Source organism: Streptomyces sp. NBC_00285 (assembly GCF_036174265.1).
In the GTDB taxonomy this organism is placed as follows: domain Bacteria; phylum Actinomycetota; class Actinomycetes; order Streptomycetales; family Streptomycetaceae; genus Streptomyces.
Window position 1 is genome coordinate 6,631,155 of the sequence record NZ_CP108055.1, and the last position, 22,822, is coordinate 6,653,976.

A 22,822-nucleotide genomic window follows, 5' to 3' on the forward strand; every position below is an offset into this window, starting at 1 on the left:
AAAAAGTACATAGTCGTATATTGAGCGACACATCGACGGTTCGCCTGTTACGACGAGAAAGCGCGTGTCGTTGGGAGCATGGCGGTCGTGATCCTGATGACCGCTCGCCGCTCGTTGTTGTCGCCCCTGCTCATCCGGCTGCGTGACCGGACGCCCGGCTTGGCCGCCGGCCTTCTGGGCGGCGCGGTGGCTGCCGGTCTTGGGCTCGGTTCGTTCGCCGTGCTCGTGATCGTGCTGTGGATCAGTTCGCCGTATCCCGACAGCGGGCCGGGCGGCGCGCTGCACGTGGCCACCGCCCTGTGGCTGCTCGCGCACGGGGCCGAACTGGTCCGCGCGGACACGCTCTCCGGTGGCCCCGCGCCCGTCGGTCTCACCCCCCTGCTGCTGCTCGCGCTGCCGTTGTGGCTGGTGCACCGGGCGGCGCGGGACGCGGCCGGCGGGGACGAGGAGTCGCCCCTGGTGCCCGCGCGGACGGCGTGGGCCGGGGTCGTGCTCGGATACCTCGCCGTCGGCGCGGCCGCCGCGCTGTACGCGTCCGGCGGGGAACTGCGGCCCTCCTGGGCGTGGACCTGCGTATGCCTGCCGGCCCTCGTCATGGGCGCGGCCGGGGCCGGGGTGTGGACGGCGTACGGCCGTCCCTCCGAGGCGGTGGACGCCGTACTGGTGCTGCTGCCCGCGGGAGTGCGTCGGCTCGTCCTCGGGGCGGAGGCCCGGGAACGGCTCGGCGCCGCGGCTCGGGCCGCGGGGGCCGGGGTGGCGGTGCTCGTCGGAGGCGGGGCAGTACTGCTGGGGGTGTCGCTGGTGGTGCACGGCGGGACCGCGCGGGCGTCGTTCCTCCAGCTGACGGAGGGGTGGTCGGGCCGGTTCGCCGTCCTGCTCCTCTGCGTGACGCTGTTGCCCAACGCGGCGGTATGGGCGGTGAGTTACGCCGTCGGGCCCGGGTTCGTCCTCGGGGCCGGGCATGTCGTGGGACCGCTGTCGTCGGATCCCGCGCCGCTGTTGCCGCCGTTCCCGCTGCTGGCGGTGGTGCCGGAGCCGGGGACCGGGGGGCCGGTGCACTGGGCGGCGGGAGCGGTGCCGTTGGTGGCCGGGGTGGTGGCCGGCTGGTTCGTGGGGCGCGCCGGAAGCGCGGGCCAGGGGGATGCGGCGGGCGCGGCCTGGCCACGGCGGCGGACGGCGGGGGCCGCCTGGTGGGCGGCGGTGTTGTGCGCGGTGGCGGTCACCGTGTTGGCCGCGTCGGCCGGAGGTCCGCTGGGAGTGAGCGCGCTGGCCCGGTTCGGGCCGGTGTGGTGGCAGGTGGGCGGGGCGGCGTTGGCATGGCTCGCCGGGGTGGGAGTGCCGGTGGCCCTCGGGGTGCGGGCCTGGCGGTGCCGGACCCGGGGCGGGGTGCGGGCGTGGCTCCAGCGACGGAAGACGGCGGCCGTGCAAGGGATCGGACCGGTGGAGCCGGTGGAGGCTGTGAAGGCGCTCGCCCCGCAGGACGCCCTCCCCTACAACCTGGACGAGACCTATGACCGCCACGGCACCGATGACCGGGCCGACACCTACGACCAGGACGACACCTACGAGCCGTACGACTTCCTGCCCGCCGCGCCCATGGCGGGGGCTGGGCTGCCCTCGCTCACGCCCTGGCACGAGGATGTGTCACGCGAGAGCCGCTGGGCCGCGCTGAAGGAGGCGTCCACACCGCTGGAGAAACCTCTCGAAGAGCCCCCGGCCGGCGACTGAACGCCGGACCACCGACCGCCGGACCACCGACTCAGTTGTCCATGCCCGGCAGGTTGCGCAGTCCCTTCGGGAGCAGGTCGGAGCAGGACTGCTGCGCCGTGTTGGTCAGGGCGTCGTTCCTGCAGGTGTAGTAGTCGCTGTACACGAACTGCATGACGAAGCCGGAGGCCACCAGGACGAGCGCCAGGGAGGACGTGACCAGGCCGCTCATCGCCGCCGTGGTCTGCGGGCGGGCCGACTGCGGCGGGACCGGGGTGTCGGGGTCGGCGGTGCCGGGCTTGGCGCGCAGGGCGCTGATGGCCCAGTACAGGGCCGGAGCGCCCAGCAGCAGGGCCACGTAGGGCCAGCCGAAGAGGGCGAAGAAGAAGGCCCACATACCGGAGAGCAGTGCGTAGCGGGCGCGGCGCTGGGCGGGGTCCGTCGGGTCCCAGCGCTGGTTCGGACCCGTGGTGCCCTGGCCTTCGGGGCTCCCGCCGGGACCGGAGCCCTGGCGCTGGCCGAAGCCGCCGTCGGAGCGGCCGGGCTGGCGGTCGCTCCACTGACTGCCCCACGGGGTGTAGCCGCTCTTCCCACCGCCCTGGTCCTGGTCGCTGTCCGAGCCCTCGGGGCGGCGCGGCTGCCAGGGGCGGTCCGGGGTGCCCTCGGGCGGCGGGGCGAACGGGTTGTCCTTGTCGGCCGTACCGCCCCGGTCGTCGCCGTTCTTCTTGCCGGAAGGGCCCGAGGGCGCGTCCGGCGGCGAGGCGGGCTGCTCCCGCAGCAGCATGCCGCTGCGCTCCCCTCCCTGCACGGACTGCCGGGGGAGTGTGAGGAGTCGCAGGCTGCGGTCCGACATCAAGTGAGCGTCTTCCCCTTGAAGGATGTGGCGTGCATGGCTACGTGAAACGAACGGGAACGGTTCGTCCGGCCCGCCGACGCGAGCCGTCATCCCGTGAACGCAGCGCACGTCACCCGCGTTCCCGTACCGGTCCCTCCCAGACGCTACCTTCCGGCCACGCCCCCGTCCCGTGGGGGCCTTCCGGTGTGCCGGTATCGTTGCTGACGTTCGGCCGCTTCGTAGACTTCCCCGTATCCGGGGGCCCGAAGCATTCGTACGACCCTACAAACGCTCCCCCGAGAAAGGGCCCCGCCGTGGCCGCCAAGCCCGTGGCCGTGCAGGCCAAGCCGGTCAAGCGCCTGGTCGTGCTGGTCTCCGGATCCGGTACGAACCTTCAGGCGCTGCTGGACGGCATCGCGAAGGCCGGGCCCGAGGAGTACGGCGCCGAGATCGTGGCCGTCGGCGCCGACCGGGAGAACATCGAGGGGCTCGCGCGGGCCGAGCGGGCCGGGCTGCCGACCTTCGTGTGCAGGGTCAGGGACCACGAGACCCGCGAGGAGTGGGACGCCGCGCTCGCCGAGGCCGTCTCCGCCCACGAACCGGACCTCGTGGTGTCCGCCGGGTTCATGAAGATCGTGGGCAAGGAGTTCCTCGCCCGGTTCGGCGGGCGGTTCGTCAACACCCATCCCGCGCTGCTGCCCAGTTTTCCGGGGGCCCACGGAGTGCGCGACGCGCTCGCGTACGGAGCCAGGGTCACCGGCTGCACCGTCCACTTCGTCGACGACGGCGTCGACACCGGACCGATCATCGCCCAGGGCGTGGTGGAGATCCGGGACGAGGACGACGAGAGCGCTCTGCACGAGCGCATCAAGGAAGTCGAGCGAAGACTGCTCGTCGAGGTCGTGGGGCGGATCGCCCGCAACGGCCATCGCATTGAGGGACGAAAGGTAGTTATCCAGTGACCGCCGAGAGCATCGAGAACGGCAAGCGGGCCATCCGTCGCGCGCTCGTCAGCGTCTATGACAAGACCGGGCTCGAAGAGCTCGCCCGCGGGCTGCACGAGGCCGGCGTGGAACTCGTCTCCACCGGGTCCACCGCGGGCCGTATCGCCGCCGCCGGCGTCCCCGTCACCAAGGTCGAGGAGCTCACCGGCTTCCCCGAGTGCCTCGACGGCCGCGTCAAGACCCTGCACCCGCGCGTGCACGCCGGCATCCTCGCGGACCTGCGGCTGGAGGACCACCGGCAGCAGCTGGCCGAGCTGGGCATCGAGCCGTTCGACCTGGTCGTCAGCAACCTCTACCCGTTCCGCGAGACCGTCGCGTCCGGTGCCACCCCCGACGAGTGCGTCGAGCAGATCGACATCGGCGGCCCGTCGATGGTCCGCGCGGCCGCCAAGAACCACCCGTCCGTCGCGATCGTCACCAGCCCCGCGCGGTACGCGGACGTCCTCGCCGCGGTCAAGGACGGCGGCTTCGGCCTCGCCGTCCGCAAGCGGCTCGCGGCGGAGGCCTTCCAGCACACGGCGTCGTACGACGTGGCGGTCGCGAGCTGGTTCGCGAGCGAGTACGCGCCGGTCGACGAGTCGCAGTTCCCCGACTTCCTCGGCGCGACCTGGGAGCGCGAGAACACCCTGCGCTACGGCGAGAACCCGCACCAGCCGGCCGCGCTCTACGTCGACGGCAGCGGTGGCGGTCTCGCGCAGGCCGAGCAGCTGCACGGCAAGGAGATGTCGTACAACAACTACACGGACACGGACGCCGCCCGCCGTGCCGCGTACGACTACGCCGAGCCCTGTGTCGCGATCATCAAGCACGCCAACCCGTGCGGTATCGCGATCGGTTCGGACGTCGCCGAGGCGCACCGCAAGGCGCACGCGTGTGACCCCCTGTCGGCGTTCGGCGGCGTGATCGCGGTCAACCGCCCTGTGACGAAGGAGCTGGCCGAGCAGGTCGCCCCGATCTTCACCGAGGTCATCGTCGCGCCCGACTACGAGGAGGGCGCGCTGGAGATCCTCGCCAAGCGGAAGAACCTCCGCGTGCTGAAGACCCCGGCCGGCCCGTCCAACGTGGTCGAGCTGAAGCCGATCGACGGTGGCGTGCTGCTCCAGGTCACCGACCGCCTCCAGGCCGACGGCGACGACCCGGCCAACTGGACGCTGGCGACGGGCGACGCGCTCTCCGCGTCCGACCTCGCCGACCTCGCCTTCGCGTGGAAGGCCTGCCGCGCGGTGAAGTCCAACGCGATCCTGCTGGCCAAGGACGGTGCCTCGGTCGGCGTCGGCATGGGCCAGGTCAACCGCGTCGACTCCGCGAAACTCGCCGTCGAGCGGGCGGGCGAGGAGCGGGCGCGGGGTTCGTTCGCGGCCTCGGACGCGTTCTTCCCGTTCCCGGACGGGCTTGAGGTCCTGACCGAGGCGGGCGTCAAGGCCGTTGTCCAGCCAGGTGGTTCGCTCCGCGACGAGCTGACCGTCGAGGCCGCGCAGAAGGCCGGCGTCACGATGTACTTCACGGGGACGCGGCACTTCTTCCACTGACACCGACCCGCCCAGAGGGCGACGCTACGTCGAACTGCGCAGCGCCGCCCAGGTGTTGGGCCCCACCTGGCCGTCCACCTCCAGCCCCTTCGCGCTCTGGAACTGCTTGACCGCGGACTGCGTGTCCTTGCCGAACTCGCCGTCCACGCCCGAACCGCCGACGCTGTAGCCGCGCTTGGTGAGCATGCACTGCACCTGGACGACCCGCTGGCCCGTGTCGCCGTAGTCGGTGAGTTCGGTGCCGGAGTAGTAGGTGCAGCCGGAGATCCAGGCGGGGGTGGCCGGGGGTGCCGTGGTCTTCGTGACCGTGGCGGTGGGGGTGGGAGCGGTGCTGCTGCCACCGCCCGTGCCCGTGCTGTCACCGGCGCGGGTGGCCGTCGCGGACGGCGTGCTCCCGGGCTCGCCGCTGCTTACCCCGCCGGTGCCCTTCTGGCCCTTGTCCTCGCTGTCCTTCTTGCCGTCGGCCTTGCCGGAGGGTGAGGCCGAGACGCTGGGCCGGGACGAGGCCGGTGCGGCACTGCTGCTGCCGACGGACGTCGGGGCGGCTGCGGCCGGGGAGTCGAGGCCCGGCCGGGTGAGCAGGAAGGCGCCGACGGCCACGGCCCCGACGGCGACACCCGCGGCGACGGTCAGCAAGGACCTGCGCCGTCTGCCGTTCCCGGCGCTCGCCGGAGCGGCGACGGGCGAGAGGACGGGCGCGGTCGGCGTGCGGAGATGTCCGCCCTGCCGGACGGACACGCCCTCCAGGGCCGCGCACCCCTGCTGCCGGTCCAGGAGCCGGGAGGCCAGCGGTTCCTGCCAGTGGGCGGCGCGGCCGTGCCCGGCGGCCGTGGCGGCGTCGGTCAGCTGCCGCGGGGTGGGGCGCCCGGCGGGGTCCTTGTCGAGGCAGGCGGACAGCAACGCGGCCAACGCGGGGTCCGTCTGCGCGAGTTCGGCCATGACCTCGGCGTCGGGTGCCTCGAAGGCGACCCGGTGCATGACGTCCACGCCGGTCCCGTCGCCGAAGGGGGCGTGCCCGGTGGCGGCGTAGACGAGGGTGCAGCCGAGGGAGAATACGTCGGAGACGGCGTCGCAGCGGCCCTCGCGCAGATACTCGGGCGCCATGTACGCGGGCGTGCCGACGCGGTTGCCGGTCGTGGTGATCGCGCTGCTGTCGGCGGCGAACGAGATGCCGAAGTCGATGACGTGCGCGCCCCGGGGGGACAGGATCACGTTGGACGGCTTGAGATCCCGGTGGACGACCCCGGAGGCGGTCAGCGCCGACAGGGCCTCACCGAGTTCCGCCACCAGCCGCCACACCCCGGCCGGCTGCATCGGCCCGCACTCGCGGAGCGCGTCGGAGAGGCCGAGTCCGGGCAGGTACTCGGTGGCCATCCACAGCAGTGTGTCGTCGAATCCGGTGCCGATCAGGTGCGGTGCGCGCGGTGTCCTGACCCGCCCGTGCACGGCGGCCTCCCGCTCGAACCGACGCCGGAAGTCCGGCCCTTCGGCGTACTCGGGCCGGATCACCTTCACGGCGGCGAGCCCGGGGCTGTCGTCGGCGTGCCGGGCCAGGTAGACCCGGCCCATGCCGCCGCTGCCGAGCAGCCCGAGCGGGACGTACGGTCCGATCCGCCCGGGGTCGGCGGGCAGCAGGGGCGCCGCACCCACCTGCCGCAGCGCGGAGTCACCGACCGCCGATATGTCTGTCACGCCCCCGACCTGCCTCTTCCGTTCACAACGTGCTCTCGTGTCACGCCAGTTGACGGGGAGAGGCTATCGCCCGGCGCGGGGCAGCGGTCGCGATACGGCGGTACCGGGGTGGGGAACGCGGCCCTGCACCTCATACTGCCCGACCTCCAGGAAGTACCGCAGCGCCCCGGGGCCGTGTCACGGCGTGACACGGCCCCGGGGAGAGTACGGCGAGAAGGCCATGGGCGATCTGCCGTCAATGGTGGTGAAGCGGCGCTCAGTTCGTACGGATGACGATGGACGAGCAGACCTTGTCGGCGAAGGTCTGACGCTTGGCGTCCCAGGCCGGCCAGAGCCAGCCGAGGTAGCACGCGAGGCTGTCCAGGAAGTGCGCGAGACGGCGGACGAAGGCCATGCCGACGCCGAGGGGCTGGCCGTCGATCTCCCGCACCAGTCGGATGCCGAGCGCCTTCTTGCCGAGCGTCTGGCCGGTACGGCCCTCCATGATCAGCAGCCAGATCGCGAGGCCGATGATGCCGAGGTAGCCGATGATCATCAGGGCCGCCGTCTTGTTGGCCGCTCCGACGCCCACGATGATGTACGGCACCACGAACACGAGCATGTCGACCAGGGTGCCGAGGAAGCGCTGGCCCCAGTTCGCGTACGGGGGCTGCGCGCCGTAGCCCGGCTGCTGCGGGTAGCCGTAGGCGGAGGCCGGGACCTGCGGCGCCTGCGGGTAGCCGTAACCCGGCTGCTGCGGGTAGCCCTGCTGCGGCGGCACACCCTGCGGGGGCTGCTGCGGGTAGCCGTAACCGGGCTGCTGGGGCGGCTGCTGCTGCGGCGGCTGCTGGGGGTAGCCGTAGCCGGGCTGCTGCTGGGGCTGCTGCTTGGGGTCCTGCGGCTGTCCGTAAGGGTTGTTGGGCGAGCCGAAACTCATGATGATCCTCCGTCGAGCGAGCTGGGGACAATGCGGACTGCGCGGAGGAACGTCATGGTCTGAGCGGTTTGCCCCCGAACACCCACCGCGACACTGCGCCACATATCGTTCTAGGCAGGTCTGTTGTTGTCCAGCGGCATTCCGTATGTGTTGTGCAAGTGCAACCTCGCCGATCATGGACGGGGCCCCGGTGGAACCCGGATTGGAACCGGGGCCGGGTCATCCGCGAGGATGGGGGCATGACCGCCCAGATTCTCGATGGCAAGGCCACCGCAGCCGCGATCAAGTCCGATCTGACCGCCCGCGTGGCGGCGCTGAAGGAGAAGGGCGTCACGCCCGGCCTCGGCACGATCCTCGTCGGGAGCGACCCCGGCAGCCAGAAGTACGTCGCGGGCAAGCACCGCGACTGCGCGGAGGTCGGCATCGCCTCCATCCAGCGTGAACTGCCGGAAACGGCCACGCAGGGGGAGATCGAGGCCGTCGTCCGCGAACTGAACGACGACCCGACGTGCACCGGTTACATCGTCCAGCTGCCGCTGCCCAAGGGCATCGACGAAAACCGGATCCTGGAGCTCATGGACCCGGACAAGGACGCGGACGGGCTGCACCCGATGAACCTCGGCCGCCTCGTCCTCAACGAGCCCGCGCCGCTGCCCTGCACCCCCAACGGCGTCCTCACCCTGCTGCGTCGCTACGGCGTCGAGATCAAGGGCGCAGAGGTCGTGGTCGTCGGACGTGGCGTGACCATCGGCCGCCCGATGCCCCTGCTGCTCACGCGCCGCAGCGAGAACGCGACCGTGACCCAGTGCCACACCGGCACCCGTGACCTGTCGTCGCACCTCAAGCGAGCCGACATCATCGTCGCCGCCGCCGGTTCCGCCCACCTGATCCGTCCCGAGGACGTGAAGCCGGGCGCTGCCGTCCTCGACGTCGGTGTCTCCCGCAACGCCGAGGGGAAGATCGTCGGCGACGTCCACCCCGGTGTCGCCGAGGTGGCCGGCTTCGTCTCCCCGAACCCCGGCGGCGTCGGCCCGATGACCCGCGCCCAGCTGCTCGTCAACGTGGTGGAGGCGGCGGAGCGCAGTGTCGGCTGACGCGAGTGGGTCCCGGAAGCCGGGCAGCACGGAGGCGGCCGAGGTGAAGGAGCCCCAGGAGTCCGGCGCCGTCGAGGAGCCGAGCGCCGGCGGGGAGCGGGATCCCGAGGGGCAGGCCGGGATCGTCGTACGGGACGCGATCAGCGCGCCCGACGTCGACGGGCAGCCGCGCCGGGCGACCCGGCGCTTTCCGCTGTTCACCCGGGACACCGCGCGGCCCGAGGGCGGTGGCCGGGCCGCACCGCGGGACGCGCCCGCGCCCGCCCGGCAGTGGCCGATCCTCGCCGTGCTCGCGGCGGTCGGACTCGGCCTGCTGCTGACCGCCCTCGACCAGTTCCGCGTCGGCACACTCCTGATCGGTGTCGCCCTGCTCGTCGGTGCCGTGCTGCGCTGGCTGCTGCCGGATGTCGGCATGCTCGCGGTGCGCTCCCGCTTCACCGACATCGCCACCTACGGCGGACTCGGCACCGCGATCGTCCTGCTGGCGATGATGGTGCAGCCGCACCCGTGGCTGGTGATCCCGTTCCTCAAGGACACCCTGCACTTCACGGTCAGCAGCAGCTGAACCCCCGGCTGCGACAGCGGTCCGCCCCCACCCCCGATGAGGGACGGACCGCCGTCACGACCCAGCCTTCCGTGCCGTGAACCGGCTGTTCAACAGCTGTCAGTGCGCTGTGTCACAGCGGTGACGGTTCCGGCACGGTGTGCGGGACCTGCCACAGCCGTCCCGGTTCCAGGAACCGATCAGGTCTCTGACGTCGTCAATTGCCTGGAAGCAGGTCCTGGAAACAGGTGTGGACGCCGTGGAGGTGGGCGATGAGTGGCTGGCAGGCGCTGCCCGACGATCTGCCGCCGGAGGTGCGGCACTTCGTGGAGCAGCTCAGGCGGCTCAAGGACCGCACGGGGCTCAGCCTCGTCTCGCTGGGCGCCCGCACCGCGTACAGCAAGTCCTCCTGGCACCGCTATCTCAACGCCACCCAGCCGCCGCCCCGCCAGGCCGTCGCCGCCCTGTGCCGGATCGCGGGGCTCGACGGCACCGACACCGAACGCCTCGCCGTGCGCTGGGAACTGGCGGTCCAGGCCTGGCCCCGGCCGGCCACGGCGCCCCCGCCCGACGCCGGAGAGGGGTACGAGGACGACCCGACCCTGCCGTGGTGGGACGAGCCGCCCCGGGAGAAGGGCGGCGGGATGAACCGGCTGCTGCTGTCCGCCGTACTGCTGCTCGCCGTCCTGCTGCTGATCGGGATCGCCGGGGTCGTGGCCTCCGGGTGAACCGGAAACTGCCGTGACCGGCGTTATTTCCGGTGTGTGCCTCCTGTGGTGATGTATTGACAAGTTTGCGCATTTGATACGGCGCTGTTCGAAGCTGAAGCTAACGTGTCGAACTTGTCGATGCTCCCGTACGCCCCCCACCCGCGGAACTGAGATCCTTAGGGGACGCATCCTTGTGGGTAGCCACAACGGGGACTCGGCAGAGGGCACCACGCACGGGGAAATGCGGGGAACAGCCGCACCGACCGGGGGGAAGAGGGGGGGAGCAATGCCTCGTTGGAGGGCCTTGCCCGATGAACTGGATCCGCAGGTCAGGGAGTTCGCGAGCCAGCTGCGGCGGCTCGTGGACCGCAGCGGCCTGAGCATCGCGGCCGTCGCCGACCGCACGGGCTACAGCAAGACGTCCTGGGAGCGCTATCTCAACGGCAGACTGCTCGCGCCGAAGGGTGCGATCGTCGCCCTGGCCGAGGTGACCGGCACCAATCCCGTTCACCTGACCACGATGTGGGAGCTCGCCGAACGCGCCTGGAGCCGTTCGGAGATGCGCCACGACATGACCATGGAAGCCATCCGGATCTCCCAGGCGCGGGCCGCGCTCGGCGAGTTCGGGGCGCCGCCCGCGAACGTCAAGGGCGGCAAGGCGGCCCGCAGGAGCGGCAGCGCGACGGCGACGCCAGGGGTGGCGGGACCGGCGGGAGTCGCCCCCACGGTGCCGCCGCAGCCGGCGCCGCCGGAGACCCGGCCCGCTCGGGACGCCGAGAACGCCGAGGTACGCGGTGGCTCCTCCGGTGCGAACTCCTGGGGCATCGCCGGATACCAGGGGCCGTCGCAGACCGCCGGACCCACGCCCACGCCCACACCCACGCCCGCATCCGGCTCCTCCGACGGTCCGGGACGGACGCCGGGCACACCGGGACCGTACGACCAGCCACAGGACGCGCAGCCTCAGGACGCGCGTCCCGCGGACGGCTCCGGCGGCTCGGGGAAACGGCGGCTGACGATGTTCCTCGCGGGAGCCGTCGGGGTTCTGGTCGTGGTCGCCGCCGTGTTCTTCCTGACCGACGTCGGCCGGGACAAGAAGAACGAAGGAGCCGGCACATCTCCGTCACCGTCCGTCAGCGCCTCTGTGTCGCTGCCGGCCGGGGTCAAGTGCAGCGTCGAGGGGTGCACCGGCAAGGACGCCGAGGCCATGGGGTGCAGCGGGAATCTGGTGACCACCGCCAGCACCGCGACCGTGGGGGCGACCGTCGTCGAGGTGCGGTACAGCGAGACCTGCGGGGCGGCGTGGGGGCGGATCACCCAGGCCGGGCAGGGGGACGCGGTCGAGGTGAGCGCCGGAAAGGTGTCCGAGAAGAGCGAGAGCATCACCGAGGTCGGGGACACGATCGCCTACACACCGATGGTCGCCGTGAAGGCGGCGAGTGCGGCGAAGGCGTGCGTGACGCTGGCTTCCGGACAGCAGGGGTGCACCGGCTGACGGGACGCCCCGCGCTCACGGACGGTCAAATCTTCGGGGAGTGCGCATGGGCTCCCGGATCGGGGGCACGCGGACCAGTACCCCCACGGGAGTCCGGAAAACCGGCAACCCCATACGGCGGCCGCTCTCGTCCACCCTCTCCCGGACGGGCGGCCGCCTCTTTTGTCGGCCGTTCTTCCGGCGGCGTGTGGGGTGGGCCACATGGAGGCGGATGTCCGGCATCCCGGATGCGCGATAGCCTGACCGCTGGATCTCTCTTGACGCCAAGAGATCGATCAAACGTCCGGGGCAGGGACGCCCCACCGCCAGCTGTCATACGGAGAACGCCATGACCCGCACTCCCGTGAACGTCACCGTCACCGGCGCGGCCGGCCAGATCGGTTACGCCCTGCTCTTCCGCATCGCCTCCGGCCAGCTGCTCGGCGCGGACGTGCCGGTCAAGCTCCGCCTCCTGGAGATCACCCCCGCGCTGAAGGCCGCCGAGGGCACCGCCATGGAGCTCGACGACTGCGCCTTCCCGCTCCTCGCGGGCATCGACATCACGGACGACCCGAACGTCGCCTTCGACGGCACCAACGTCGGCCTGCTCGTCGGCGCCCGCCCCCGCACCAAGGGCATGGAGCGCGGCGACCTGCTCTCCGCCAACGGCGGCATCTTCAAGCCGCAGGGCAAGGCCATCAACGACAACGCCGCGGACGACGTCAAGATCCTGGTCGTCGGCAACCCGGCCAACACCAACGCCCTGATCGCCCAGGCCGCCGCCCCGGACGTACCGGCCGAGCGCTTCACCGCGATGACCCGCCTCGACCACAACCGCGCGCTGACCCAGCTCGCGAAGAAGACGGGCACCACGGTCGCCGACATCAAGCGTCTGACCATCTGGGGCAACCACTCGGCCACCCAGTACCCGGACATCTTCCACGCCACGGTCGCCGGCAAGAACGCCGCCGAGACCGTCAACGACGAGAAGTGGCTCGCCGAGGAGTTCATCCCGACCGTCGCCAAGCGCGGCGCGGCCATCATCGAGGCCCGTGGCGCGTCCTCCGCCGCGTCCGCCGCCAACGCCGCCATCGACCACGTGTACACCTGGGTCAACGGCACCGCGGACGGCGACTGGACGTCCATGGGCATCCCGTCCGACGGTTCCTACGGCGTCCCGGAGGGCCTGATCTCGTCCTTCCCCGTCACCACCAAGGACGGCGTCTACGAGATCGTCCAGGGCCTGGACGTCAACGAGTTCTCCCGCGCCCGCATCGACGCGTCGGTGAAGGAGCTGGAGGAGGAGCGCGAGGCGGTTCGCGCCCTCGGCCTCATCTGAGTTCCGCCCGTCCGGGTTTTCTCGACGGCTCTGTCACGACCTTGCGCGGGCCCTGTTCCGGTTCCTTCCGGAGCGGGGCCCGTGGCCGTTTTTCGCCCTACGGTCGAAGCAGTACCAGACGGTGTGAACCGGGGGTTTCGCGATGAGCGGTTGGAACGGCGACAGCTCCGGTTCCGGAGCGGAACGCGCACCGAGCGAGGAGAGAGGCCGGGCGGCCTGGAGCTCGGGGGAGACGGGGGTCGCACCGCGGTGGGCCGCCGCGGAGGAGACGGGAGCCGCGCAGCGGTGGGCTTCCGCGGAGACGCAGACCTCGTTCGTCCCACCGTGGGCGGGAGCCGCGCCGACGCAGTCCTCGCCGCTCGCGCCTTCCTGGACGGTGGCCGTCACCGCCCCGCCCCGGACGCCGCCCGCGCCGCATCGAATCCGGCGGGTGCTGGGCGCCCTCGCCGTGGCCGTCCTGGTCGGGGTCTCGGTCGGCGCGGGGGTCTGGTTCCTCATCCGGGACACCTCCCTCGGGGCCCGCACCGGATCCGGTCCGGCCCCGAGTGTCTCGGCCGCCTCGTCCTCGTCGCCTTCCACCTCCACGGCCACCGGCACGTACCGCCGCACCCGGGACCCCGTCGGCTACACGATCGACGTCCCCCGGGGCTGGACCCGTACCCAGAAGCAGGGCCGACTCGCTCCCGTCGTCGTCTACGACGCCCCCGCGGACGGCCGCCGGCTGCAGATCTTCCGGCTCGTGGAGGACACCCCGGCCCGCTCACTCGAACTGGCCGAGAACGACCCCGGCTACGGCTTCTCGCGCCAGCCCGGCTACCAGGTCCTCGACCGGGCCTCCGGCACCACCTGGGCCGAACTCGCCTACCGCTACGACGACCCGGACCTCGGTGCCCGCCAGGTCGTCGACCACCGCTTCGAGGCCGCCGACGGCACGCTGTACGCGATCCGTGCCACCGGCCCCGCACCGCTCGCGTCCGCCCTGGTGCGCGAGCCGCTCACCCGGGCACTGAGCTCCTTCTGCCCGGCGGACACGGAGTGCGGCTGAGTCCGGCTGAGTCCGCCATCCGCAGAGCCGCCCCTCACGGTAAGGAGTGCGTACGAGCGCGCGGGCCCGGCGGGACGACACACCTGCCCGCCGCCCGCCGTCCCGGTGTGGAGTGGCGCAGACAACTCGACGCCGCCGGAAGGGGCGTGGCGCCACAGGGAGTACGGCGACGCGTCGGGCTGCGCACCTGCTGTCCGGGGCGGACGTCGGGCCCGGCGAGGGTGTCGCCCTCGATGTGCACGCGGCGCTCACCGGCCGGTTCGGTGTCGGTGACGATGCCGCGGAGCATCAGCAGGCCGACGACCGGGTTCAGGAGGGAGAGCACGGCGGCTCCTCGGTCAACTCGGGTGCGGTCGGGGGCGGTTGGTACAGCGGCGGGCAGAACGCGACAGTACTCGTTTCCGGGCGAACGCGATAGTGCGTGAATGTCCGGACCGGTCGGCCGTAGGGCGAGGCCGCGCGCGGGGGCGTCCGCCCGCACCGGACAGGTGGCCCGTGACCGTCCCGGTTTTCCCCGGCGGCGGTGCGTCTCCATGAGCCACGCGCACGCCGAGAGCCACCACGGTTCGACGCCCTGGCGCGACGAGGCCGCCGAGGCGCTTGAACGCCGTACGCGAACTCCGCGCCGACCTCACCGGACTCCGGGCCACCGACGGGACGGCCGCGCTGGACACGACACACCCGGGCTGCGGTGACGGTCGAAGGCTCACCCCCGGCCCCGCTCGGTGGTGTCCGGCCGTGTCACACGCCCTGCAACTCGTCCTGCAGCTTCCCCACGTCCACGCTGTCGTCCGCCGACGGCGTCTTCGACGGGACCGGTTCGCCGTAGTCCGAGAGGGACAGGGTCGTGTCGGTTCCGGCACCCTTCTGGGTGGCCCGCACCAGCCGGTGCGGAGAGTCCGAAGTGACGTACAGGACAACCGAGTTGCCCTCCGACGTGCCCTTCAGCGGGATCACGTCCGTGCCGTCGATCCTCGTCTCCCTGCCCTTCGTGAGCCGCCCCGGGTCGGAGGAGTCGCCGGTGATGTCCTTCTGGAAGGACGTCAGATCGCAGGTGTCGGCCATGCCCCGCAGCATGGCGTCGTGCGTGGAGCCGTGGATGATGGGGGTCCCCCCGCTCGAACGAAGTTGAGAGTGGGGGAGGTTCTTGAAGAGCTCGGCCACCGCGTCACCCTGCCCGCCCGGCACCTGCGCCTTCCAGAACGCGGTGTCCGGCTTCATCCACACCTCGTCGCCCCGCTTGATGATCTCGACGCCGCCGCCACCGGAGCCCATCCGCAGTGATCCGGCACAGTTGCCGTCCTGGTCGAGGGCGAGGTCCATCGAGGTGGGCTGCGTCCTGCTGGTCTTCGTGTCCGCGCCGCGGTCCGTCAGCTTCAGATGGACGGACTCGGCGTCGAGGAGGTTCTTCTTCGCCTGGTGGACCAGCTCGCGTGCGCTCGGGCCGTCGGCGGTCGTAGCGGCGGCGGCGACCGGGGCGAGGCCCGGTGACAGGAGCAGGGCGGCACTCACCGCCGTACGGATCCATGCTCTCCGTGCCATGGCGTCACCTCCATGGGGGCAGGTCCAGCGTACGATTTACACCATTTGGCCGCATGTTCAGTGACCCAGCACACTTTCGGCCATCGATTGCGCATGCAATGGGAGGTCATGGGCAGGCGATGACGGTCCCGGTGAGTGGCATGTGTGTGACGCAGGGGCACTGAACTGGAACGGAAGGCAACATCGATCATGGCCGGACAGCAGGCGCGGCAGGAGCCGCAGACCATCCATGCGGGCGGCGAATGGCGTGCAGCCGTTTCCGGAGCCACCCGCGAGATTCTCGACCCCGCTGACGCGCGACCGTTCGCCGTGGTCGCGGAGGGCGACGAGAAGGACACCGACCTGGCGGTCGCCGCCGCCCGCCAGGCCTTCGACGGCGGCCAGGGCGCCTGGCCGCTGACTCCGGTCGCCGAACGCGCCGCACTGCTGCGCCGCGTCGCCGATCTTCTCGTACGCGACCGCGAAGAACTCGGGCTCCTTGAGAGCCGGGACGCGGGCAAGACCGTGGAGGAGGGCCGGGTCGACATCGACTGTGTCGCCGACGCCTTCCGCTACTTCGCCGACCTCGTGGCCGCCGAGGCGCCCGGCCGGGTCGTGGACGCGGGTTCGCCCGACATCCACAGCGTCGTCGTGCACGAGCCCGTCGGTGTGTGCGCGCTGATCACCCCCTGGAACTACCCGCTCCTCCAGGCCAGTTGGAAGATCGCCCCGGCGCTCGCCGCCGGCAACACCTTCGTGGTCAAGCCGAGCGAGATCACCCCGATGACGACGATCGCGCTCATCGAGCTGCTGGCCGAGGCCGGTCTGCCTCAGGGCGTCGCCAACATCGTCACCGGGCCGGGCCACACCGTCGGTGCCCGGCTCGCCGAGCACCCCGACGTCGATCTCGTCTCCTTCACCGGCGGCCTGATCAGCGGCACCAAGGTCGCCCAGGCGGCCGCTCCCAGCGTCAAGAAGGTCGCCCTCGAACTCGGCGGCAAGAACCCCAACGTCGTCTTCGCCGACGCCTGCGCCACCCCCGAGGCCTTCGACACCGCCGTCGACCAGGCCCTCAACGCCGCGTTCATCCACAGCGGCCAGGTCTGCTCGGCGGGCGGCCGCCTCATCGTCGAGGAGTCGGTGAGGGATCGTTTCGTCACCGAACTCGCCCGCAGGGCCGGGCAGATCCGCCTCGGCCGCGGTACCGAGGACGGCGTCGAGTGCGGGCCCCTGGTCTCCGAGCAGCAGCGCGCCAAGGTCGAGGCGTACGTCGCCTCCGCACTGGAGGAGGGCGCGGTGCTGCGCTCCGGCGGGCAGCGGCCCAAGCCGGCCGCGGAACGCCCGGAGGACGGCTACTTCTACGAGCCGACCGTCCTCGACCGCTGCCACCGCGAGATGCGGGTCGTCCGGGAGGAGGTCTTCGGGCCGGTTCTCACCGTCGAGACCTTCCGGACCGAGGAGGAGGCCGTGGCCCTCGCCAACGACACCGAGTACGGCCTCGCCGGTGCCGTCTGGACCGCCGACGCCGGACGCGCCCGCCGGGTCGCGGGACGGCTGCGCCACGGAACCATCTGGATCAACGACTTCCACCCCTATCTTCCGCAGGCGGAGTGGGGCGGCTTCGGCAAGAGCGGAGTGGGCCGTGAACTCGGTCCCGCCGGGCTTGCCGAGTACCGCGAGACCAAGCACGTCTACCAGAACCTGGCGCCGAAGCCGGTGCGGTGGTTCGCAGGCTGAGCCGGTCGGTCACCGGGTCGGTCGGTCACTCGGCCACTGAGGCAGTCGGTCACTGAGCCAGGCGGGTCCTGGGTCATCGTGCCGCCGGGGTTCAGAGGCCGATCCGATCGGCCACCGGACCACCGACCCTGAGTCCCCACCCGTCTTCCCCTCTCCCCCCACGCAAGACTCTCCTGGAGTACCCCCATGCACGAGAACGAATACGACTACGTCGTGATCGGCGGTGGAACGGCAGGCTCCGTCATAGCCTCCCGGCTCACCGAGAACCCCGATGTGACCGTCGCCGTCATCGAGGGCGGCCCCAGCGACGTCGGCAGAGACGACGTCCTCACCCTGCGCCGCTGGATGGGCCTCCTCGGCGGCGAGCTCGACTACGACTACCCCACCACCGAGCAGCCGCGCGGCAACTCCCACATCCGGCACAGCCGCGCACGGGTCCTGGGCGGCTGTTCCTCCCACAACACCCTCATCGCCTTCAAGCCGCTGCCCTCCGACTGGGACGAGTGGGAGGAGGCCGGCGCCAAGGGCTGGGGCGCGGTGCCGATGGAGGCGTACTACGCCCGGCTGAAGAACAACATCGTCCCGGTCGACGAGAAGGACCGGAACGCCATCGCCCGCGACTTCGTCGACGCGGCCCAGAAGGCGCTGGACGTCCCCCGCGTCGAGGGCTTCAACAAGAAGCCGTTCGACGACGGCGTCGGCTTCTTCGACCTCGCCTACCACCCGGAGAACAACAAGCGCTCCTCGGCGTCGGTGGCGTATCTGCACCCGGTGATGGACGAGCGGCAGAACCTCACGATCCTGCTGGAGACCTGGGCCCACAAACTGGAGCTCGACGGCACGCGCGCGCGAGGCGTCCACGTGCGAGCGAAGGACGGCGAGGAGACCCTGATCAGGGCCCGCCGCGAGGTCGTCCTGTGCGCGGGCGCCGTCGACTCGCCCCGGCTGCTGCTCCACTCGGGCATCGGCCCCCGCAAGGACCTCGAAGCGCTCGGCATCCCCGTCGTGCACGACCTGCCGGGCGTCGGCGAGAACCTCCTCGACCATCCCGAGTCGGTGATCGTCTGGGAGACGAACGGACCGATCCCCGAGAACTCCGCGATGGACTCCGACGCGGGCCTGTTCGTGCGCCGCGACCCCGACCACGCCGGCCCTGACCTGATGTTCCACTTCTACCAGGTCCCCTTCACGGACAACCCTGAACGTCTCGGTTACGAACGCCCGGCGTACGGCGTCTCGATGACCCCGAACATCCCCAAGCCGAAGAGCCGCGGCCGTCTCTATCTGACCAGTGCGGACCCGGCCGTGAAGCCCGCCCTCGACTTCCGGTACTTCACCGACGAGGACGACCACGACGGCCGCACCCTCGTCGACGGCATCAGGATCGCCCGCGAGGTCGCGCGGACCGAACCGCTCGCCGGCTGGCTGAAGCGGGAGGTGTGCCCAGGCCCCGACGTCACCGGTGACGAGGAGCTGAGCGAGTACGCCCGCAAGGTCGCGCACACCGTGTACCACCCGGCCGGCACCTGCCGTATGGGTGCCGCCGAGGACGAACAGGCCGTCGTCGACCCCGAGTTGCGGGTCCGCGGGCTGGACGGCATCCGGATCGCCGACGCGTCCGTGTTCCCGACCATGACCGCCGTGAACCCCATGATCGGGGTGCTCATGGTCGGTGAGAAAGCCGTTGACCTGCTCGGAGGTGGTGTGTGATGAGTACGACCGCGACCCTGGACAAGCCGCCGACCACGGAGCCGGTGTTCTCCGTCGACGGCCTGTGGAAGGTCTTCGGCCCCAAGGCGGAACGCGTCCCCGCCGACGCCGAACTGGCCGCCCTCGACCCCGCCGACCTGCGCGCCCGCACCGGCTGCACGGCCGCCGTCCGGGACGTCGGCTTCGATGTCCGCAAGGGCGAGGTCTTCGTCGTCATGGGCCTGTCCGGCTCCGGGAAGTCCACGCTGGTGCGCTGTCTGACCCGCCTCATCGAACCGACGGCCGGCACGATCTGCATCGACGGCGAGGACGTCCGCGCGATGGACAAGTCCCGGCTGCGTGAACTGCGCCGGCACCGCGCCGCGATGGTCTTCCAGCACTTCGGTCTCCTCCCGCACCGCACGGTCCTCGACAACGTGGCGTACGGCCTGGAGATCCAGGGCATGAGCAAGGCCGAGCGCCGGGCGCGGGCCGCCGAGGTCGTCACGAAGGTCGGCCTGGAGGGCATGGAACAGCGCAAGCCCTCCCAGCTGTCCGGTGGCCAGCAGCAACGCGTCGGTCTGGCACGGGCGTTGGCGGTGGACCCCCAGGTCCTGCTGTTCGACGAGCCGTTCAGCGCCCTCGACCCGCTGATCCGGCGGGACATGCAGGAGGAGGTCGTCCGCCTGCACCGTGAGGAGGGCCGCACGATGGTCTTCATCACCCACGACCTGAACGAGGCCCTCAAACTCGGCGACCGCATCGCCCTGATGCGGGACGGCAGGGTGGTCCAGATGGGCACCCCGGAGGAGATCGTCGGCTCCCCGGCCGACGACTATGTCCGCGAGTTCGTCCGGGACGTGCCGCGCGAGCAGGTCATGACGGTCCGCAGGGCCATGCGGACCGGCGGCTGCGCAGGCCCGGACCACCCGGGCGCACTGGCCCCGAACGCCGTGGTCGCCGACGCCATCAAGGTCGTCGCCCGGAGCGGCCGGCCGGTGTGCGTCGTGGAGAACGGGCGCTGCCTGGGCGTCGTCGACCACGAGCGTCTCATCGACGTCGTGGCCGGAACGGAGCTCCGCAAGGAGGCCGTCTGATGGCGACCGTCACCGCGTCCACGCCCCGCACCCTCCCCAGCGGCCTGCTGAAGCACCGGGCGGTCCACAAGCTCCTGCTCATCGCCCTCGCCGCGGCCGTTCTCGTTCCCCTTGCCAACGCCCAATGGGCCAGCGGCAGTTGGCCCGACGCCCTCACCGTCGACCTCACCGGCCCGCTCGGCAAGGTGAGCGACTGGATCATCGACAACCGGGACAGCCATCCCCTGTTCCTCTACTTCTTCGGCTACGTCAGCAACGCCGTCGTCATCTCCGTACGGGCCGTGTACCTGGTCCTGCTCGGCGCGGGCTGGGCCGGTGTCACCGCGTTCGGCGCCCTCGTGGCCTGGCGTGTCGCCGGTGTCAGGCTCGCCCTGGGCACGACGGCGGCGTTCCTCGCCTGCGGTCTGCTCGGCATGTGGGTCCCGACCATGCAGACCCTCGCCCTGATGGTCGTCGCCGTCCTCGCCTCGGTCGTCGTCGGCGCCCTGCTGGGGCTCGCCGCCGGACTGTCCGACCGTATGGACAGGATCCTGCGCCCGGTCCTGGACACCATGCAGGTCATGCCCGCCTACGCCTACCTCCTCCCGGTGGTCCTGGTCTTCGGCATGGGCGTCCCGGCCGCCGTCCTCGCGACCGTCGTCTACGCCGCCCCGCCCATGGCCCGACTCACCGCGCTCGGCCTGCAGGGCGCGGACAAGGAGGTGCTGGAAGCGGTCGAGTCGCTCGGCACCACCGCCCGGCAGCGGCTGCTGACCGCCCGTATCCCGCTGGCCCGCAAGGAGCTCCTCCTCGGCCTCAACCAGACGATCATGATGGCGCTGTCGATGGCCGTCATCGCGTCCGTGATCGGCGCCGGCGGCCTCGGAGACCGCGTCTACCAGGCGCTGGCCTCGGTCGACGTGGGCGCGGCCCTCGCGGCCGGCATCCCGATCGTGCTGCTGGCCGTCGTCCTGGACCGGGTGACCGCAGCGGCGGGCGACGGGATCGAGCGGCCCGGTCGCGCGGGCTGGGCCTACGCCCTCGTCGCCGCCGTGGCCGTGGCGGTCGTCGGACGCCTGGCGGGCCGCCTCGACTGGCCCGGCTCCTGGACCCTGAACATCGCCGAGCCCGTCAACCGGGCCGTCGACTGGATGACCGGCCACCTCTACTCCGGCGTCCCCCTCATCGGCGGCACCGCCGACTGGGCGGCCCACTTCACCACCTGGATCCTCGACCCGGTCCGCGACGGTCTGCAGGCACTGCCCTGGTGGTCCGTCCTGCTCATCGTCGCCACCCTGGCCTGGCTGATCGGCACTTGGCGCACCGCGCTCACCGCGGTCCTCGCCATGGCCGCGATCGGCGTGCTCGGTGTGTGGACACCCGCGCTGGACACCCTGTCGCAGGTCCTGGCGGCCGTCGCCGTCACCCTCGTGCTGGGCTTCGCGACCGCCGTCGCCGCGGCCCGCAGCGACCGCGTCGAACGACTGCTGCGGCCCGTCCTGGACGTCTTCCAGACGATGCCGCAGTTCGTCTACCTGATCCCGGTCGTCGCGCTGTTCGGCGTGGGCCGCGCGCCCGCCGCCGCGGCGGCCGTCGTCTACGCGCTGCCCGCCGTCGTCCGCATCACCACGCAGGGCCTGCGCCAGGTCGACCCGGCCGCCATGGAGGCGTCGAGGTCGCTCGGCGCGACCAGCCGGCAGCAGCTGCGGCAGGTCCAACTCCCGCTCGCCCGGCCCGCGTTGCTGCTCGCCGTCAACCAGGGCGTGGTCCTCGTCCTCGCCGTCGTCGTCATCGGCGGCCTGGTCGGCGGCGGCGCACTCGGCTACGACACCGTCTTCGGACTCGCCCAGGGCGACCTGGCTACCGGACTCGTCGCCGGCGCGGCCATCGTCTGCCTCGGCCTGATGCTCGACCGGGTCACCCAGCCGACAGAACGCCGCACCAGGAAGGGAGCCTGACATGCGTGCACGCGCGATCGCCGTGGGCGGCGCCCTGCTGCTCCTCACCGGCTGCGGAGCCGCCGACATGACCAAGCAGGCCTCGCCCTTCGCCAACGCCCAGGGCGCCAAGTCGGTGACCCTGTCCGTCCAGTCCTGGGTCGGCGCGCAGGCCAACGTGGCCGTCGCCCAGTACCTCCTCGAACACAAGCTCGGCTACCGCGTCGACACCGTCCAGGTCGACGAGGTCCCCGCCTGGGACGCGCTCAGCCAGGGCCGCGTCGACGCCATCCTGGAGGACTGGGGCCACCCCGAGCAGGAACAGCGGTACGTCAAGGACAAGAAGACGATCACGCCGGGCGGCGGACTCGGCGTGACCGGACACATCGGCTGGTACGTCCCGACGTACTTCGCCAAGCAGCACCCGGACGTCACCAACTGGAAGAACCTCAACAAGTACGCCTCCCAGCTGCGCACCGCCGAGAGCGGCGGCAAGGGCCAGCTGATGGACGGCTCCCCGTCCTACGTCACCAACGACAAGGCGCTGGTGACGAACCTGGACCTGGACTACCAGGTGGTGTTCGCCGGTTCGGAGGCTGCGCAGATCACCCAGATGAAACAGTTCGCCAAGGAGAAGAAGCCCTTCCTGTCCTACTGGTACGCCCCGCAGTGGCTGTTCGAGAAGGTCCCCATGACCGAGGTGAAACTGCCCGCCTACAAGGAGGGCTGCGACGCGGACCCGGCGAAGATCACCTGCGCCTATCCGCACACCCCGCTCCAGAAGTACCTCAACACGGACTTCGCGAAGAGCGGCGGCAAGGCCGCGGCCCTCCTGAAGAAGTTCAAGTGGACGACCGAGGACCAGAACGAGGTCTCCCTGATGATCGCCGACCAGAAGCTGACGCCGGAGAACGCGGCGAAGAAGTGGGTGGACAGCCACCCGTCCACCTGGAAGGCGTGGCTGTCCTGACCC

Annotated in this window: 19 protein-coding genes; 14 read left to right on the forward strand and 5 right to left on the reverse strand. The window is 71.5% G+C overall.

Annotated features, from left to right (window positions below; genetic code table 11):
* Positions 1-78 precede the first annotated feature (78 nt).
* Positions 79-1,728, forward strand: a complete 1,650-nt coding sequence (locus OHT57_RS30790; RefSeq protein ID WP_328749821.1) for a cell division protein PerM — start codon at positions 79-81, stop codon at positions 1,726-1,728.
* 31 nt (positions 1,729-1,759) lie between these two features.
* On the opposite strand, the gene OHT57_RS30795 is transcribed toward OHT57_RS30790, so the two are convergent.
* On the reverse strand, positions 1,760-2,560 hold the full coding sequence (locus OHT57_RS30795; RefSeq protein WP_328749823.1) for a hypothetical protein: 801 nt from the start codon (positions 2,558-2,560) through the stop codon (positions 1,760-1,762).
* A 296-nt stretch (positions 2,561-2,856) separates the two neighbouring features.
* On the opposite strand from OHT57_RS30795, the gene purN reads away from it, so the two are divergent.
* Positions 2,857-3,504, forward strand: coding sequence for a phosphoribosylglycinamide formyltransferase (gene purN / locus OHT57_RS30800; protein ID WP_328749824.1), 648 nt, complete (start codon positions 2,857-2,859; stop codon positions 3,502-3,504).
* Positions 3,501-5,075, forward strand: a complete 1,575-nt coding sequence (gene purH, locus OHT57_RS30805) for a bifunctional phosphoribosylaminoimidazolecarboxamide formyltransferase/IMP cyclohydrolase (RefSeq protein ID WP_328749825.1) — start codon at positions 3,501-3,503, stop codon at positions 5,073-5,075. Before purN ends, purH begins: the two co-directional genes overlap by 4 nt.
* A 24-nt stretch (positions 5,076-5,099) precedes the next feature.
* Here the strand turns inward: purH and OHT57_RS30810 are convergent, their stop codons facing one another.
* Positions 5,100-6,767: a serine/threonine-protein kinase gene (locus OHT57_RS30810; RefSeq protein ID WP_328749827.1), complete on the reverse strand. Its 1,668-nt coding sequence runs from the start codon at positions 6,765-6,767 to the stop codon at positions 5,100-5,102.
* A 256-nt stretch (positions 6,768-7,023) separates the two neighbouring features.
* Positions 7,024-7,683: an RDD family protein gene (locus OHT57_RS30815; RefSeq protein ID WP_328749829.1), complete on the reverse strand. Its 660-nt coding sequence runs from the start codon at positions 7,681-7,683 to the stop codon at positions 7,024-7,026.
* 239 nt (positions 7,684-7,922) lie between these two features.
* Here OHT57_RS30815 and OHT57_RS30820 point away from each other — a divergent pair, with 239 nt between their 5' ends.
* The 6 genes from OHT57_RS30820 to OHT57_RS30845 all read left to right on the forward strand — a co-directional run bounded on the left by OHT57_RS30820 (position 7,923) and on the right by OHT57_RS30845 (position 13,889).
* Entirely contained in the window at positions 7,923-8,777 is an 855-nt protein-coding gene (locus tag OHT57_RS30820) for a bifunctional methylenetetrahydrofolate dehydrogenase/methenyltetrahydrofolate cyclohydrolase (RefSeq protein ID WP_328749830.1), read from the forward strand.
* A gap of 43 nt (positions 8,778-8,820) precedes the next feature.
* Complete coding sequence (locus OHT57_RS30825) at positions 8,821-9,342, forward strand: DUF3017 domain-containing protein (protein WP_443053503.1); 522 nt, start codon at positions 8,821-8,823, stop codon at positions 9,340-9,342.
* Positions 9,343-9,593: 251 nt separating this feature from the next.
* Entirely contained in the window at positions 9,594-10,049 is a 456-nt protein-coding gene (locus tag OHT57_RS30830; protein ID WP_328749831.1) for a helix-turn-helix domain-containing protein, read from the forward strand.
* Between the two features lie 286 nt (positions 10,050-10,335).
* Positions 10,336-11,526, forward strand: coding sequence for a helix-turn-helix domain-containing protein (locus tag OHT57_RS30835; protein ID WP_328749833.1), 1,191 nt, complete (start codon positions 10,336-10,338; stop codon positions 11,524-11,526).
* Between the two features lie 328 nt (positions 11,527-11,854).
* Complete coding sequence (locus OHT57_RS30840; RefSeq protein ID WP_328749834.1) at positions 11,855-12,844, forward strand: malate dehydrogenase; 990 nt, start codon at positions 11,855-11,857, stop codon at positions 12,842-12,844.
* 142 nt (positions 12,845-12,986) lie between these two features.
* Positions 12,987-13,889 carry a hypothetical protein gene (locus tag OHT57_RS30845; RefSeq protein ID WP_328749835.1) on the forward strand — a complete coding sequence of 301 codons (903 nt, stop codon included), beginning with the start codon at positions 12,987-12,989 and terminating at the stop codon, positions 13,887-13,889.
* 34 nt (positions 13,890-13,923) lie between these two features.
* Here the strand turns inward: OHT57_RS30845 and OHT57_RS30850 are convergent, their stop codons facing one another.
* The gene (locus OHT57_RS30850; protein ID WP_328749837.1) at positions 13,924-14,214 is read right to left on the reverse strand and encodes a hypothetical protein; all 291 of its coding nucleotides are present in this window, start codon (positions 14,212-14,214) and stop codon (positions 13,924-13,926) included.
* 416 nt (positions 14,215-14,630) lie between these two features.
* A complete protein-coding gene (locus OHT57_RS30855) occupies positions 14,631-15,431 on the reverse strand; it encodes a hypothetical protein (RefSeq protein WP_328749838.1) in 801 nt (266 codons plus the stop codon).
* Between the two features lie 189 nt (positions 15,432-15,620).
* On the opposite strand from OHT57_RS30855, the gene OHT57_RS30860 reads away from it, so the two are divergent.
* The 5 genes from OHT57_RS30860 (at position 15,621) to OHT57_RS30880 (ending at position 22,819) form a co-directional block, all read left to right on the forward strand.
* Positions 15,621-17,147, forward strand: a complete 1,527-nt coding sequence (locus OHT57_RS30860) for an aldehyde dehydrogenase family protein (RefSeq protein ID WP_328749839.1) — start codon at positions 15,621-15,623, stop codon at positions 17,145-17,147.
* A gap of 186 nt (positions 17,148-17,333) precedes the next feature.
* Positions 17,334-18,857: a GMC family oxidoreductase gene (locus OHT57_RS30865; protein WP_328749840.1), complete on the forward strand. Its 1,524-nt coding sequence runs from the start codon at positions 17,334-17,336 to the stop codon at positions 18,855-18,857.
* Positions 18,857-19,933, forward strand: a complete 1,077-nt coding sequence (locus OHT57_RS30870) for a quaternary amine ABC transporter ATP-binding protein (protein WP_328749841.1) — start codon at positions 18,857-18,859, stop codon at positions 19,931-19,933. The genes OHT57_RS30865 and OHT57_RS30870 overlap by 1 nt, the downstream gene beginning before the upstream one ends.
* A complete protein-coding gene (locus OHT57_RS30875) occupies positions 19,933-21,870 on the forward strand; it encodes an ABC transporter permease (RefSeq protein ID WP_328749842.1) in 1,938 nt (645 codons plus the stop codon). The genes OHT57_RS30870 and OHT57_RS30875 overlap by 1 nt, the downstream gene beginning before the upstream one ends.
* 1 nt (position 21,871) lies before the next feature.
* Positions 21,872-22,819, forward strand: a complete 948-nt coding sequence (locus OHT57_RS30880) for an ABC transporter substrate-binding protein (protein ID WP_328749843.1) — start codon at positions 21,872-21,874, stop codon at positions 22,817-22,819.
* Positions 22,820-22,822 lie beyond the last annotated feature (3 nt).